This window comes from Lysinibacillus sp. A4, assembly GCF_024919535.1.
GTDB classification, from domain to species: Bacteria; Bacillota; Bacilli; order Bacillales_A; family Planococcaceae; genus Lysinibacillus; species Lysinibacillus capsici.
Genome location: NZ_JANWTB010000004.1, coordinates 349,141 through 364,387, shown reverse-complemented (window position 1 = coordinate 364,387; position 15,247 = coordinate 349,141). Strand labels below are relative to the sequence as shown.

Sequence of the window (15,247 nt, the reverse complement as noted above, 5' to 3'; positions counted from 1 at the left end):
CTTGCTAACTTATTCTTTCCCTATTTTAAGCAAAAGAAAAAGACCCCTGCCTAAAAAATAGGCAAAGGTCTTGCTAAGCAATTAACTGTTCGTTGCACAGAAAGTGTTCTGTGTGACAAGAAATGCCATCACACCCGATGGTAATATACCATGTAATGACGAATGTGAATCAGATGCTTCGATCGCATCTGCTAGCTACTCCCCTTTGACAATAAAGTCAAAAGCTATTCAATTCTTACTAACATAGTAACATGCAACATTTTAAAAGTAAATAAAAATATACTGCTATGGAGAAAAAATACTTTTCCGTTACGTTTGCACAAATGGTACTATTAAAAGATAGGCAAAATTTTTACAACTTAGAGAGGAGACAAACATGTATAGAAAATTTTTTTCCTACTACAAGCCACATAAACGATTGTTTGTCATCGATTTTTCGAGTGCCATTATTGTAGCAATCTTAGAGCTTGCGTTTCCATTGGCTGTTCAATGGTTTATCGATGAGTTATTGCCAACAGGGGATTGGGGCATGATCGTGAAAATAAGTGTCCTATTACTGCTTGTTTATGCTATTAGTACATTATTGAACTTTATCGTTAACTATTTAGGGCATAAACTAGGCATAAATATCGAAACGGATATGCGTCAGGAATTATTTACGCATGTACAAAGGCAATCTTTCCGATTCTTTGATAATACGAAAACAGGTCATATTATGAGTCGCATTACCAATGATTTGTTTGATATAGGCGAGTTTGCCCATCATGGACCAGAGGATCTCTTCATTGCAATCATGACCTTTGTTGGGGCCTTTGCCATTATGTTTAATGTCAATCCAACACTCGCTTTGATTGCAGCGATTATGGTGCCATTTTTAACATGGCTTGTGACATTTAGTAATATAAAAATGAACAATGCTTGGAAAACGATGTATGGCAAAATTGCTGATGTGAACGGACGTGTAGAGGATAGTGTGTCTGGTGTCCGTGTTGTGAAATCCTTTACAAATGAAGATTTTGAAATTAAACGCTTTAAGGAGCAAAATGGATTTTTCCGTACGGCTAAATTATATGCCTATAAAATTATGGCAGGGACACACTCCAGTATTTACATGATGACGCGCCTCCTTACATTAATGGTGTTAGTGGTCGGGGCTTGGCTAAGCTTTAATGGGAAATTATCTTATGGGGAGCTAGTGAGCTTTGTTTTATATACGAATGTCCTGATTAAACCAATTGATAAAATTAGTGCTTTATTAGAGCTTTATCCGAAAGGAATGGCTGGCTTTAAGCGCTTCCGTGAATTAATTGAACAGGAGCCAGAAATTCAAGATCGTGAGGATGCAAAGGTTATTAAACATTTAGATGGAAATATTGCCTTCAATCACGTTCATTTTAATTATGATGCATCCAAACAGGTTTTACATGATATATCATTTGATGTAAAAGCTGGCCAAACCATTGCCTTTGTAGGGCCTTCGGGTGCTGGTAAAACTACAATCTGCTCATTGATTCCTCGATTTTATGAGGTGACAAAAGGCGCTATTACGATTGATGGTATCGATATACGTAATATGACACAAGCGTCATTACGTGCTCAAATTGGTATCGTACAGCAGGACGTCTTTTTATTTACAGGTACGATTCGTGAAAACATTGCCTATGGAAAATTAGATGCAAGTGAAGCGGAAATTCGAGAGGCAGCGAAAAAAGCACATCTAGAGGCATTTATTGCAGAGCTGCCCGATGGCTATGATACACAAATAGGTGAACGTGGCTTAAAAATATCAGGAGGACAAAAGCAACGACTAGCGATTGCTCGTATGTTCCTAAAGAACCCGCCTATCTTAATTTTAGACGAGGCAACCTCTGCCTTAGATACAGAAACAGAAATGATTATTCAGCAATCGTTAACAGAGCTTGCTGAAAATCGTACAACACTAGTTATTGCCCATCGACTGGCAACTATTCGCAATGCTGATCGTGTATTAGTTGTGACACCGAAGGGCATTGAAGAGGATGGTACCTATGATGAGCTAGTGGCTCAAAATGGGATTTTTGCAAAGCTTCATCATATTCAATTTCGCAAGGGACAAACAGAACAAAGCGTTCAGAAAGAGTTTGTGGAATTGACGTAAATGAAGGAGGGGGAGATTGTTTTTTTAAACAATTTCCCTTTTTTGATTGCTTCCCTTAGTTACTTGTCCTACTGCTTATGTGGTAGCCAAAGGACACTGACATGCATAGTGAAGGTTTATGTGGAAAGAGGGAATCGATTGAAGGTAATGCCATCGAATATGCATAGGGTAACAGGTCAAATCTTTAATATGGAAAATGGAACATTCATTTATGAATCATAGAAGGAATGTTTAGCAGGTAAATCGAATAGAACATTACAGTTCACAATAAAGGTCATAAAATAGAGGTGAAGCAATGGATAACGAAAAAATTATCGGTCAAACGAAAAGTGTGGGTTTTCAAATCGGGGTTAGAAGGACATTTCCAATTTCGCAGGAGCAAGCATGGGCATTGATTACGACAACAGAAGGAGTACGTACATGGCTGGGGGAAGACACTTCAGTTATATTCGAACCTGGGTACAAATACCATTCAAAGACAGGGACAGGCGAAATCAGGATTGTTAAACCATTAGAGCAGCTTCGATTGACTTGGCAAAAGGAAGAGTGGTCAAAACCATCTACCGTACAAATCCGTATTTTACCCAAAGAGCGTAATAAAACAACCATTAGCTTTCATCAAGAACATCTTTCTGATCAGACAGTACGAGAAGAAATGAAAGGTCATTGGGAAAGTGTACTGAACCTTATAAAAGAAAGAGTCCAAAATAGTTGAGCGAATAAAAATAGCATCCCTTCACAATGGATAAGGATGCTATTTGTTTTTATGTGGAGAATCTTTGTTCTCATGCCCTTTTGAAGTTCGTGTATAATCCTGAGGAGCAAGCGCTTTGTTCCGCTCTGTATAGCCTTTGGGTGATAATCGAAAGATGGATTTTTTAATGGTTGCCCAATTTAGATCTGTTGCTAGGTTCATGTAAGAGTAGCCGTAAATTCGAATATTACTTAAATAAAGCAGTGTCAGGTATAAAGAAACAAAGAAGCCAAATAACCCGAAAAAGGCACTAGCAAAGATAAAGGCAACGCGTAATATGCTAACTGAAGTAACAAGTGACTGATTCACTAATGTAAAGGAAGCAATGGTAGAAATAGCGATGACAACGATCATTTCAGGACTCGTTACACCTGCTCGAATGGCTGCATCCCCAATAATTAATCCACCTACAACACTGATGGTCCCACCAATAACGGAAGGGAGACGCAAGCCTGCTTCACGAAATAATTCAAACATCAGCAGCATCAGCAACATTTCAAGTGAAGAGGGGAGCGGTAAGCCAGCCTTCGCTTGCACGACGGTTGCGAGTAGTTGAAGCGGCAATTGGTTTTGGTGATAGGTTGTCAAGGCAAGCCAGAATGCAGGAAGTAGTAAGCCGATTAAAATACCAAATATTCTTAATAATCGTTCGAGTGAACTGAAAATAATAGGATATTCATTATCCTCAGCTGATTTCAGTAAGAGAAACAAATTGACAGGGGTAACGATAGCATAGGCGACGCCATCTACAAAAATAATAAAACGTCCTCTCGCTAAGGCCTGAACCGCATAATCAGGTCGTCCAGTATAATCAAACTTCGGAAAAAGCTTGGAATTTTTATTCACCCGTTCCATCAATAAATCGCCACTAAAAACAATATCTGTATCCACAGCAGCAAGCTGCTTTTTGATGCCATGTAAAATATCCATATCCACAATATCATCAAAATAAAGAATGGCTATCGTAGTTTTTGATCGTTTCCCAAGCTCCACTTTTTCCACACAAAATGAATTGGTCGGCAAGCGTTTTCTTATGAGTGCGATATTGACGCGAATATCTTCAATGAAATTATCTCTGGGCCCTTTAACAAGAACCTCCATGCGCGTTTCTTCAGGCTGGCGATTCGGCTTTTGGGCAATATTGCTTGCATATAAAAGATTGTCTTCGTCAAAATACAACAACAAGAAGCCACTATAGACAAAAGTTATCAGCTGTTCCTTGTCTTGTACTTTTTGAATACTTGGAACATGAAGATGCCTTGCGATATTCTCTTCAAAGGGAACCTCATCCAAATGATCATATAAATATTGAATACGTTGAATAATCACTTCATTAAGCATTTGTTGATCAATCATAGCATCACACGTAATAAAGTGTACTTTCTGCTGATTAAACATATATTCCTGAAATTGAATATCTGCTGATTTTTGAAATAATTTTCTGAGCGTACTAAGATCTAGCGCTTGTTCTTGCTGAGGCATTATGATTCACCACTTTTCTTATCTTGTTTTTCAGTTTTCCCCTTTTTAGAAGATTTATCCGACAAGAAAGCTACGACTACGAAAAATATTGACAGTAAAAAGAAAAAAATAAAAGTGGCTGCCAGAATATAATTTCCTTTTACTTTTAAAAATAGGCTTTCATTTAGCATGATTAATGGTAAACAAAGAATAAAGAAGGGAGGAGCAAGCATTTGCCATATACGCTTGGGATCTCCTGTCATCTTCAATAAATCTGCCACAATGTACAAAAGGAAGCTAACACGAATAAAGGTTCCTGTCAGCCATTGATAAATGGAGAAAAAGTCAAGATGCTCGATATAGCGACCGATTGTCACTAATCCCCATTCTTCGTAGGCGGGATAGCGTTGCTTAGCCGCTTCATTCGGTCCAAATTCTGTAATGGCTCCAATTAAAGGTCCTAATGTCAGTCCTACTAAAATAGCCAGCATAATAGCAAAGTGGTACCAGCGAATACGTTCCTTAAATTGATGCTGTAAAAATAGCAACATTAAAAGCTCAATAAACCCTGATGCAGGAAAAATCATGCCTCGCAAGACAGGCTGGAGTCCATGTTCAAAAAATGGACGTAATAATTCATAATCTTTTACCTGCATGTTCGTAAAGGCCACGAAAAAGCCAAAGATAACTACTCCGAATAATACGAAAACGTTTAAAATGACGAGCGTCTGTAAGCTAGTCGTCACAAGAAGAATACACAGAATGACGTAGATAAATAGTAAGATAATTACAGGGGTTTGCGGTAAAAATGTAGTATTAATCCATTGCAGTGTTTCAACCATTGTAAAAGCTGCGATAATCATTAAAAAAATAGCAACTGTATAAATAACAATAGTAGAGCCAATTTTCCCGATTTTTGAATCGAGCCAATCTCGGATGGGCTCTTGATTAGATTTTGATTGAATATATACTAATAAAAATAGCCAAAAGAAAATAATTCCTCCAGCAAACAATACCGATAGCCAGCCATCTCTTTTGGCCACATCTAGTAGTGGAGGAATAATGGTTACATGATTTTTTAAGCCAATAACAGTCATTGATAGGAAGATGACATGTAAAATACTGATTGATCCTACACTTTTCATGTTGAAAACCCTCTAACATTGATTGATACATATTAGCTTTGACAAAAAAAGTCGGCTTTATAAGCAGAAAATGGTATGGTTTCATGAAAAAACGAGGTATTGGATGACACCATCATCCAATACCTCGTCATAGGAAAAGTAAGCTAAATTAATGAATATATTTTGTGCTTACAAGATCTTCTTTTAAGACATCTGTTGGGATTTCAAACTCTACAACGCCCATATAGCCAGGTGCCACTTCATATTTATCAAAGGAAATCACAAGCTTGCCTTTATCAGAAATGTAGAATTGCTGATCAGGTTTAATAGTTGTAAATTCCTCCATTAACTCTTCATCGGCAAGGCCAGCACCCTTTACCCAATAAACTTTATCTTGATTCGATTCAGCTATTTGTGTACGCATTTGTTCTTTAATATTTTCACTAATTGTTTCAATATAGTGTTGATCTTTAAAGAGCATAGGTAAAGTAATTAAAATTTCGTTTTCTTTATCGATCGTATCGTATTCCATCACCGTTGAAGAAGAAGCAACGGTATTCACTACATAGCGGCCAATCGACAAAATTTGTTCGTTATCAGTTTTGATTTCGTAGCCACTATCAATACCTAAATGACCACCGCCATTTAATTTTAAATCGCCCACTTCTGCCATAAATTCATCGTAAAGTGTCTTACCTTCTGCACGATATTTTTCATTTAATGTATTCGCCAGATCTTGATTTTCTAAGTTTTCAATAGAAGGTACTTTAATGTTGGCATCATAATTATCTTCAGCCACTTCATATTCTGTCCAAGTCAATACTTTTATCACACTACCAACCACGGGAATTTCTGAGAGTGTGCGTGCCATTGCAGGACTTACATTTAAACCAGCTGTAAATAGCATGGCTGCAGCGGCAGATCCAAGGACCCATTGAGGTGTACGATTTTTTTTCTTTTTTCGACCTTGCTTAAGTGCTTTTTCAACCACGAAGTCTAGCTCTTTTGGAATCGGGACTTTCATATATTGTTTTTCTAACTCCTGTAATTTTTTATCCATGTGCAGTTTCTCCCTTCACATCTTCCAATTGGATTTTCAATAGTTTTAATGCTTTATAAAGACGCGATTTGGCTGTACTCAATTTAATGTCGAGGATGTTCGCCACGTCAGCGAGTTTTAAATCCTCGAAATAATGGAGAATGACAACCTCTCGATACATTTGCGGGAGTTCATCCAACGCATGCTCCAAGTCAACATTCTCATAAACATCCTCTTGAGCAGGTGTTAAATATTGTAATGTATCATCATCTGTCACTTGTAAGCGTTTATGCTTACGTAAAAAATCTATGGCTGTACGGACAACTATTTTATAAAACCAGCTTTTCATATAGGTCACATTCTCAAGTCGATCTAATGAAAGCATGGCTTTTTGGATACTGTCTTGTACAACATCTAGTGCGTCCTGTTCATTTTTTGTATAGCTATACGCGAGCAAATAAAAACGCTCTTTTTGTTCTCGAATGAATTGGACAAACACCTCTTCATGTTGAAATGCATTTCTTGTTCTCATGTCCAAAGAAGCTCCTTTTTTAACATTGTCAAATTGTATACATTTACTAGACGTACGAGGAGAGGGAAAAAGTTGATACCATGAAAAAACTTACCCCAATTGAGATAAGTTTGATCCTTCTATAGTATTGGCATACGTTAGTATAACGGCTGATCATGAAAAATAGTCATATGTATTTTTCAAGAGTAATAGAATGGTCACAACGATAAATAATTTACGTACATAGCCACTGCCGCGTTTAATGGCAAATTTTGAACCAACAATAGCTCCTGCAATTTGCGCAAGACCCATTGGTAGTCCATAGGCATAATTTATTTGTCCTAAGTATATAAACATAAGGAGGGCAGCTACATTACTGCCGAAATTTAAAAATTTGGCGTTTCCTGCTGATTGTAAAAAATCATAGCCAACTATGAGAAAAGCAAAGAGTAGAAACGAGCCTGTCCCAGGACCTAAAAAGCCATCATAAAAGCCAATAAGTGTAATCACGAAAACAAAAATAATAGAACGCTTAGGGGTTAATTGTTTAAAGGTGGTCATACTGCCCCAGTCTTTTTTAAAGATGGTATAAATGGCAACGACTGCAAGCATAATCAGCATTAATGGCTTCAGTACACTTGGGTCCATTAAGTGGACAATCCAAGCACCCAGCATAGAGCCAAAAAAGACGAAGGGGAATAGCTTATAGACGGCTTTTATATCTAGTTTACCAGAGCGATAAAATGTCACTGTGCTAGTAAGGGAACCCATTGTACCTGCCAATTTATTGGTTGCTACTGCAGCAGAGGGAGGAAGACCAACGAACATAAGAGCTGGTAATGAGATAAGCCCACCTCCTCCAACCACTGAATCAATAAAGGCTGCTAAAAAACCGAAGAGGATTAAAATTAATAAAATATTTACATCTAAATCAAAAGGCACAAAAGGTCATCTCTTTTCTATCATAATAATCTGATAGTAGCGAACTGAGGATAGGCTGTAAATACTCTAGCTGCTATTTTTTAATAGAAATAAGTGAAGTGATCCGATAGAAAATGACGACAATTTCTACATAACTCAAAAAAATTCTACTTGGAGTCATTATTTTGATGTATTATGTAGATAATGGTGTTTTTACGTAAAGGGGACGTGATGACATGAGTTTAGGAAATCATATACGTGTATTTCTCTGTGTTGTGTTTATGGGCGTACTTGTAGGGTATGTCTTTAATGCAAAAAAAGATATAACAGATCATGAGTATATTGATACCGTAAAGGAAGGCTATTTGGAGAATTTTTCAGATGTCACAGTTCGAAATGCGTTTAATTACGCTTTTTATGAACCTTACTGGCGCTATTATGAAGCAAAAACTGGGGAGCAAGTTGTAGAATTGTCAGGTGATATTACGTTTCAAGACGAAAAAGGACATGCTATTCTCCAATTTGTCGTGAACGAACAAACGCAGCAATTTTCCCTAGAGGCAATGAAATTTAAAGAAGTCGTATTAAACCAGCAACAACAACAAAAGCTTGTTGGCATGGTCTATCACACTTGGGAAAAGAAACAACTAGCTTATGAGTAAGGTTTTTTATTTTGTAAATCATCCAAACTGTATTACAGTAAAAGGGGGAGCTAGAGACAGAGAGGATGTTTTACATGAGATTAAGTATTTTAGATCAAATGCCGATTCCAAAAGGTCATTCTGCAGAAGAGGCCTTCCAACGTACAGAACAGCTGGCATTGCTAGGTGAAGAGCTTGGCTATCACCGTATGTGGCTTGCTGAACACCATAATAGCCAGTCATTGGCGAGTTCAGCTCCTGAAGTAACTGCTGCTTTTTTAGCTGCTAAAACACAGCGGCTTCGCATTGGTACGGGTGGTGTCATGATGATGCATTATTCACCCTATAAGCTAGCAGAGGTCTTTAAAACATTATCGGGGCTGGCACCCAATCGTATTGATTTTGGTGTGGGGAGAGCTCCTGGTGGTGATCATGCCGCTATCTATGCCTTGGCAGAGGGAAGACGACAACGCTTCACAGAACAGTATGATAAGCTAGAAATCATATTAAAGCTAATGAATAATCAAAAAACAGGTGAACATGTCTATGATCAAGTCGTTGCAGCTCCTGCTCATATTTCATTACCAGAGGCTTGGTTACTAGGTTCTAGTGGTCAGAGCGCAATGCAGGCTGGCCAGCTGGGAGTAGGCTATTCGTATGCACAATTTTTCACGGGCAATATGTCAAAGGATATCTTTGATGCCTATAAAGCCTATTTTACGCCTTCTTATTATATGGATAAACCACAAATCATTGTGACATATGCAGCAACAGTTGCCCCAACCCTAGAAGAAGCGGAATATTTAGCTAAACCGATTGATATTTCTCGTCTTCAATTAATGAAAGGGCAAATCATTCAAACAATGTCACCCGAAGAAGCGAAAGATTATCCATTAACTGAAATGGATAAATTGACGATTGACAATAATCGCAAGGCGAATCTTGTCGGGACACCCCAAGATATTGCTGCTTTTTTAAGCGCTGAGCAAGAACGCTATGGCTTTGATGAAGTGATGCTAAATTGCAATCAATATGCATTAGAAAGTCGTTTAAATACCTATAGATTCCTTGCGAAGGAATTAATCAGATAAGAGGAAAAGCCATATTCATCTGAATATGGCTTTTATGTATTTAGCTGAAATAGAATAGCGATTTTACAATTAGAAAAACCCGGAAATTTACTTCCGGGTCTGATTACCACTTACATTTTCTGCTCCATGACACACTGCCTCGCTTCCGCATAGGATCTTAAGATATTCCTAAGAAATCTGTACTTTAGCTTATTCAGTTTTGATGGTCCTTCTGAGTTATCGATCAATCGCACTCATCGGGTTAACCCTCCTAGTCATTGGATTTGAAGTGAAATCTTTAATAGTATAGCCCTACCTCTATTTCTTATACCTCTAGTGACCATAAAATTTAATTTTTTGTGCTAAAGAAGTAAATACAAGAAAACATACATTTATTACTAACTAACAATGAAAATAAAAACACTCGTCTGTTTGAAGAAAAGTATATTTGCATCCATGATGTACATGCTAGAACTGGCTGTGATTTTAATTATTGATAGATATTTCCATAAATGTGGTTGACTTAAAATGTGTATTAAGCATATAATACATTTCAAGAAGTGTATTATATGCTTAATACATTTTTTTATTGTCGGTGTATTAAGTGCTTAATACGATGAGGTGTTAACGTGAGAAAAAATATGTCCATGTTGATAGGTGCAACCCATCATTCTACATACTGTGTATTAAGTGTTTAATACGCGGAATTAATTTTTGAGGAGTTGAGTTATTTGACTATAAATTTTAATAATCGGGACCCGGTGTATGTCCAAGTGATTCGGCATTTGAAAGAACAAATTGCCAAGGGATTTTATGAGCCAGGTCAGGAGATTCCATCCAGAAGGGAATTAGCCAATCAGTTAAAGATTAACCCAAATACTGCACAACGAGCTTATAAGGAAATGGAGGAACAAGGATTGATTTTTACAGAGGGGAATATGCCTAGCTGCATTACGAAAGATGAAGCAGTCCTTAAAAATGTCCGTGAGGAATTGATTATCGAAGCGGTTGACTTATTTTTAGGCTCTATTAAATCTATCGATGTGCCTTTAGCCGAAGTATTGGAACTTGTAAAGAAAAAACATGATGCCGAAAGCGGAGAAGCGGAGGAATCGAAATGATAGAAGTAAAAAATGTTAACAAGAAATACGGCAGGAAACAGGTTTTAAAAGACATTTCTTTTACTGCAGAAAAAGGAGAGATTACTTGTTTAATAGGAATAAATGGTGTAGGTAAGACGACCATTATGAAAGCTATTATGGCGCTCACCCCAATTAATAGTGGTGAAATTTTAATGGATGGAGAAAAAATCACAAAAGAAAGTTTTGAAAAAATAACCTTCATCCCAGACACAATAACGATGTTGCCACAAATGAAAATCAATGAAGCTTTTGCGTTCATGGCTGATTTTTATAAAAGCTGGAATCCTCAGAGGGCAGAAGAATTATTACAATTTTTTAAACTTGATCCGAATGAACGTATTGCTAACTTATCGAAAGGAAATACAGCAAAAGTGAATATGCTACTGGGATTGTCACTTGATGTCGATTATTTACTGATGGATGAACCATTCTCTGGCATTGATATTTTCTCTCGTGAGCAGATTGCAGAGGTGTTTACAAGCCATTTAATTGAAGAACGTGGTGTCATTATAACAACGCATGAAATTAGTGATATTGAGCATTTGATTGATAAAGCAGTCCTTATGGATGACGGTGCAGTATTGAGGGAATTTAGCGTGGAGGAAGTACGTGAAAATGAAGGGAAATCAGTGGTTGATGTGATGAGGGAGGTATATCGAGCATGAAAAACTATTTAAAACTTGTTAATTTTGAAGTAAATAGATTTTTTAAATTGTATTTGATTTTAATAGGCTTGACCATGCTCAGCCAGCTTATAGGAGCGGGAATTATCTCACAAACCTATATGAAAAATGCTAAACAGTTGATGGCAGAAAACCAGTTATCCATGAACCAGTATGTGGAGCAATACGGGACTTTTTCTTTCGATCGATTCACTGATTCAGAATGGTTTCTGCTGCCAATCTTTTTTTGTATCGCCATGTTGATGATCTATGTTTTCTTTATTTGGTATCGAGATTGGTTTGGTAAAAATACATTTATTTACAGATTATTCATGTTACCAACTGAAAGAATCGCCATTTATTTTGCGAAATTAACGACGATTATGCTTTTAGTTCTTGGCTTGATTGCTTTGCAAATCTTGCTAATTTTGATGGAAAAACAAATAGTGAATAAAATTATACCAATAGACCTCCAATCAAATTTCTCAATTTATGCTAGTTCTACTTTAAATATGTGGAGGTGGCTGTATCCGACTAGCTTTACAGAGTTTATTCTGGTATATGCACTTGGGTTACTTTTCGTGGCAGTAATATTTACCGCGATTTTAATTGAGCGGAGTTATGGTTTAAAAGGGATTTTTTACGCTATTTTTTATGGCTTACTGTCACTTGGGGTATTTTTTGCTCCAATCCTATTAGTTAATGTTTATACAAATTACTTTTACCCACTTGAAATTTTCTTAATGGTACTGGTTACGAGCACGATTGTTTTAGGCAGTGCCATTTGGATTGCGAATCATTTACTAAAATATAAAATCAGGGTCTAGAGGAGGTATAACAATGAAAAAATATTGGAAAACAATCAGTATTAGTTTCTTCATCGTGGTGTTTATCAGTTCTTACTATATCCAAAAAACAGCAATGGCTTCTAAAAATGATAGAACCTATAAAATTGAAACGATCAGCGGAAATAAGGAAGAAATCGAAAATCTTATTCTTCAAACAAGTTATCAAAGTAATGATCTTTATCATATGTTGTACATATCAAAGGATGGTTCCACGAATCCCAATAGTCAGTCTTTTTTTAGAGATTTGATGGCACCGAATGAACCTATGATTCTTCGAAAATATATTGAGGAACACCGTAATTTTATGCGTGGGAAAGAATTTGATCCAAGAAAATATTATGAAGACAAATCACATTTGACTTACACAATATTTCTAGATGATGGTCGAAAAGAAGCTAGAGGCAATGTTATAACGCTTCAAATTGATACACTTGATAAAAAAACAAATGATAGTTCTTCCTTTAAGATCGATATACCAGTCAAAGCAAGCTATGATTGGATTAATGTAAATGACGTCTACGTAGGGAATGGAAAAATAAATATATTAACAACAAACTATTTATCAGCCAACTATCTTATAAAAGGTAGGGAAGAGTTGCATGTCTATACGATTGATGAGAACAAGAAGGAATTAGTAAAGGACGACATCCTTGCAGAATTAGTGTCAGAAGAAAGAGGCACTTCCAGTATCCGTATTTTTAATGAAAACAATACTACTACTCAAAACGAAAATTATTATTTATATATGGTAGAAAAATATAGTGATCGAAAAGAAGGTACTGAGCCAGAAATTATCTCTAGTCAAATATATCTCTATAATAATGCCAAGAATGAAGCAGAGGAATGGACTATGCCAGAAGAATTAAAACCCTATCGGAAGTCAATGCTTATTCATAAAGAAACGATATACATTCCTGTATATTCAGCCAATGGTTTAACGCTGAATCGATATCATATTGAAAAGAAACAGTGGGAAGACCCCTTAACCCTTCAATATTCAAGCATTACGAATGAGAATGATGCTCCATATTTACGTATAGCAGAGGGAAAATTTTATTTAATATATCGTGTTTCTGATGGACAGTGGTTGTCTATCGTTGATTTACGTACAGGTGGATTGATTTATGAAGGGAAAATCATTTCCGAAGACAAGAAAAATCAAGAGGCGGATTCCTCACTTACGATCGAACAATTATATATAATGCCTTAAAGAACAGGTATAAGGACAACCTACAATCTATAACGCCATATATAAAAGAAACTCCATGTTGATCAGTCTTTGTTCAACATGGAGTTTCTTTCTTTATCGATGAACGTATACACGAGCAGAGCCACTCACAAACGCGGCATCTTGATAATACATATTTTTTACAAGTACATTTGGCCCTAAGCATTTGACTGCTGGACAGTGGCAGTTAAGTGATTTTGCCAAGTCGGTTGCCATCCATTTATCAAAAATCAATGGTAGTTCGTCATGTACAATAGTGCCGAGGGCTGGTGTGTCACCAAAGTCGGTAACAATCACATCGCCTGTTTACTGTAAATCGAAAATAAAAGCATATAATTTAAACTCCTTGTAATTACAGTGGCGCAAGAAAAATTAATTGTATAGAAGATAAAAGAGGATACGAAGATAGAGTTGTCAGAAATAGAGCAGATGTAAACAAAATAATAAAAAAGTTATAATAAAGATTAAGTTCGATTCCGAGATAATTTATAAATAAATGCACTTTAAAAATTATTTTATCTGTGCGAAAATTATAAGCATGGAAAGGAAGTTTTTTATATGTTTACAGTACAGAAAACTCATGATGAATGGGAAAGTTACCATGACATTGATAGGTATGGGAAATTAACTTTATCAAATATTGAATTTACTACAACACATTTATGTAATATGAGATGTTCGCATTGTGCAGTTGGCTACACATTATTAACCAAAGAATTACCAGCATTACCTACAGAAGAAATTATCCACAAGTTAGATGAGGTGGAAACTTTACGTACAATGAGTTTTACAGGTGGAGAACCTTTAATGACTAAAAAGGGTATAAAGGAAAATTTGTTACCACTTTTGAAATACGCTAAGGGTAGGGGAATTAAGACGCAAATTAATTCGAATTTAACTTTGCCTATGTCTCATTACGAATTAATTGCTCCTTATCTAGATGTTATGCACATATCACATAACTGGTGTGATGAAAAAGAATTTGTTGAAACAGGCTTCGCTATGATGGAAAAGCAACCTTCAATTGAATATAGAGGCAATTTATATCGTAATATTTTCGACAATGCAAGGGAACTTTCCAAAGGAGGGATGTTTGTATCAGCAGAAACAATGTTAAATCGTAATACTGTACCCTATATGGAGAAAATTCATAATGAAGTGGCTAACGAAATGTTATGTAAGCGACACGAAATTCATCCTATGTATGCTAGTGACTTCGCTGAAAATTTAGAAGTTATTAGTTTGGAGGAATACAGAAAAGTTGTGAATGAAATTCTTGATTATAGAAATAAAGACATATGGGTATTGTTTGGTACATTGCCATTTTACCCTTGTAGTCAAGATGAGCGAGATTTAGCGTTAATCAAGCGAATCAATAGTGAACATAATATAACAATCAGAAATGATGTTGATGGACGATCAAGAATGAATTTAAATATTTTCACAGGGGATATATCGGTTACGGATTTCTCAGATGACGGTTCGGCTTTCGGAAATATAAAAAATGAATCATTACCTCAAATTTACGAACGGTGGTTAGATTCCAATATTTCTAAATCAATTAATTGCCACTGTCCAGCAGTCAAATGTTTAGGACCAAATGTAATTGTAAAGAATATGTATTATCCTGATAAAACATTTATTAGTGGCTCAGTTAAATAATGAATTGAAGACCTCCATTGGAATAACCATTGGAGGTTTTTTAGCGA

General features: G+C 36.2%; 14 protein-coding genes and 1 pseudogene. 9 read left to right on the top strand and 6 right to left on the bottom strand.

From position 1 onward, the window contains the following. Nucleotides 1-376: 376 nt before the first annotated feature. Nucleotides 377-2,137 carry an ABC transporter ATP-binding protein gene (locus NY607_RS10485; RefSeq protein ID WP_259419643.1) on the top strand — a complete coding sequence of 587 codons (1,761 nt, stop codon included), beginning with the start codon at nt 377-379 and terminating at the stop codon, nt 2,135-2,137. A gap of 295 nt (nt 2,138-2,432) precedes the next feature. Continuing rightward, entirely contained in the window at nt 2,433-2,852 is a 420-nt protein-coding gene (locus NY607_RS10480; protein WP_259419642.1) for an SRPBCC family protein, read from the top strand. Between the two features lie 39 nt (nt 2,853-2,891). Here the strand turns inward: NY607_RS10480 and NY607_RS10475 are convergent, their stop codons facing one another. From NY607_RS10475 to NY607_RS10455, 5 genes are all read right to left on the bottom strand, one after another. After that, nucleotides 2,892-4,373, bottom strand: coding sequence for a spore germination protein (locus NY607_RS10475; protein WP_054550467.1), 1,482 nt, complete (start codon nt 4,371-4,373; stop codon nt 2,892-2,894). Then, on the bottom strand, nt 4,373-5,497 hold the full coding sequence (locus tag NY607_RS10470) for a GerAB/ArcD/ProY family transporter (RefSeq protein ID WP_054550466.1): 1,125 nt from the start codon (nt 5,495-5,497) through the stop codon (nt 4,373-4,375). The genes NY607_RS10475 and NY607_RS10470 overlap by 1 nt, the downstream gene beginning before the upstream one ends. Nucleotides 5,498-5,645: 148 nt before the next feature. After that, nucleotides 5,646-6,536, bottom strand: a complete 891-nt coding sequence (gene rsiV / locus NY607_RS10465; RefSeq protein WP_054550465.1) for an anti-sigma-V factor RsiV — start codon at nt 6,534-6,536, stop codon at nt 5,646-5,648. Further along, nucleotides 6,529-7,047, bottom strand: coding sequence for an RNA polymerase sigma factor SigV (locus NY607_RS10460; protein WP_004230723.1), 519 nt, complete (start codon nt 7,045-7,047; stop codon nt 6,529-6,531). Before NY607_RS10460 ends, rsiV begins: the two co-directional genes overlap by 8 nt. A gap of 153 nt (nt 7,048-7,200) precedes the next feature. Beyond that, complete coding sequence (locus tag NY607_RS10455) at nt 7,201-7,968, bottom strand: sulfite exporter TauE/SafE family protein (protein WP_066037790.1); 768 nt, start codon at nt 7,966-7,968, stop codon at nt 7,201-7,203. Between the two features lie 215 nt (nt 7,969-8,183). Here NY607_RS10455 and NY607_RS10450 point away from each other — a divergent pair, with 215 nt between their 5' ends. The 6 genes from NY607_RS10450 (at nt 8,184) to NY607_RS10425 (ending at nt 13,520) form a co-directional block, all read left to right on the top strand. Continuing rightward, complete coding sequence (locus tag NY607_RS10450; protein WP_048392403.1) at nt 8,184-8,609, top strand: hypothetical protein; 426 nt, start codon at nt 8,184-8,186, stop codon at nt 8,607-8,609. Nucleotides 8,610-8,683: 74 nt separating this feature from the next. After that, nucleotides 8,684-9,679 carry an LLM class flavin-dependent oxidoreductase gene (locus NY607_RS10445; protein WP_131521487.1) on the top strand — a complete coding sequence of 332 codons (996 nt, stop codon included), beginning with the start codon at nt 8,684-8,686 and terminating at the stop codon, nt 9,677-9,679. A 710-nt stretch (nt 9,680-10,389) separates the two neighbouring features. Beyond that, nucleotides 10,390-10,779, top strand: a complete 390-nt coding sequence (locus NY607_RS10440) for a GntR family transcriptional regulator (protein WP_004230719.1) — start codon at nt 10,390-10,392, stop codon at nt 10,777-10,779. Continuing rightward, nucleotides 10,776-11,465, top strand: a complete 690-nt coding sequence (locus tag NY607_RS10435) for an ABC transporter ATP-binding protein (protein ID WP_048392404.1) — start codon at nt 10,776-10,778, stop codon at nt 11,463-11,465. Before NY607_RS10440 ends, NY607_RS10435 begins: the two co-directional genes overlap by 4 nt. Beyond that, nucleotides 11,462-12,289: a hypothetical protein gene (locus NY607_RS10430; RefSeq protein ID WP_237898172.1), complete on the top strand. Its 828-nt coding sequence runs from the start codon at nt 11,462-11,464 to the stop codon at nt 12,287-12,289. Before NY607_RS10435 ends, NY607_RS10430 begins: the two co-directional genes overlap by 4 nt. Nucleotides 12,290-12,302: 13 nt before the next feature. After that, nucleotides 12,303-13,520 (top strand): hypothetical protein, encoded by a 1,218-nt coding sequence (locus tag NY607_RS10425; RefSeq protein ID WP_131521484.1) that lies wholly within the window; start codon nt 12,303-12,305, stop codon nt 13,518-13,520. A gap of 93 nt (nt 13,521-13,613) precedes the next feature. Here NY607_RS10425 and NY607_RS10420 read toward each other — a convergent pair. Then, nucleotides 13,614-13,844: pseudogene (locus NY607_RS10420) on the bottom strand (radical SAM/CxCxxxxC motif protein YfkAB); the annotation flags it as partial. Between the two features lie 252 nt (nt 13,845-14,096). Here NY607_RS10420 and yfkAB point away from each other — a divergent pair. Beyond that, complete coding sequence (yfkAB, locus tag NY607_RS10415; RefSeq protein ID WP_237898171.1) at nt 14,097-15,200, top strand: radical SAM/CxCxxxxC motif protein YfkAB; 1,104 nt, start codon at nt 14,097-14,099, stop codon at nt 15,198-15,200. Nucleotides 15,201-15,247: the final 47 nt, after the last annotated feature.

Bases quoted from the DNA above. Each gene is read 5' to 3' on its own strand.
- NY607_RS10445 (WP_131521487.1), top strand. From the start codon at position 8,684: ATGAGATTAAGTATTTTAGATCAAATGCCGATTCCAAAAGGTCATTCT.
- NY607_RS10480 (WP_259419642.1), top strand. From the start codon at position 2,433: ATGGATAACGAAAAAATTATCGGTCAAACGAAAAGTGTGGGTTTTCAA.
- NY607_RS10470 (WP_054550466.1), bottom strand. From the start codon at position 5,497: ATGAAAAGTGTAGGATCAATCAGTATTTTACATGTCATCTTCCTATCA.
- NY607_RS10485 (WP_259419643.1), top strand. From the start codon at position 377: ATGTATAGAAAATTTTTTTCCTACTACAAGCCACATAAACGATTGTTT.
- NY607_RS10450 (WP_048392403.1), top strand. From the start codon at position 8,184: ATGAGTTTAGGAAATCATATACGTGTATTTCTCTGTGTTGTGTTTATG.
- NY607_RS10460 (WP_004230723.1), bottom strand. From the start codon at position 7,047: ATGAGAACAAGAAATGCATTTCAACATGAAGAGGTGTTTGTCCAATTC.
- NY607_RS10430 (WP_237898172.1), top strand. From the start codon at position 11,462: ATGAAAAACTATTTAAAACTTGTTAATTTTGAAGTAAATAGATTTTTT.
- yfkAB (WP_237898171.1), top strand. From the start codon at position 14,097: ATGTTTACAGTACAGAAAACTCATGATGAATGGGAAAGTTACCATGAC.
- NY607_RS10475 (WP_054550467.1), bottom strand. From the start codon at position 4,373: ATGCCTCAGCAAGAACAAGCGCTAGATCTTAGTACGCTCAGAAAATTA.
- NY607_RS10425 (WP_131521484.1), top strand. From the start codon at position 12,303: ATGAAAAAATATTGGAAAACAATCAGTATTAGTTTCTTCATCGTGGTG.
- rsiV (WP_054550465.1), bottom strand. From the start codon at position 6,536: ATGGATAAAAAATTACAGGAGTTAGAAAAACAATATATGAAAGTCCCG.
- NY607_RS10435 (WP_048392404.1), top strand. From the start codon at position 10,776: ATGATAGAAGTAAAAAATGTTAACAAGAAATACGGCAGGAAACAGGTT.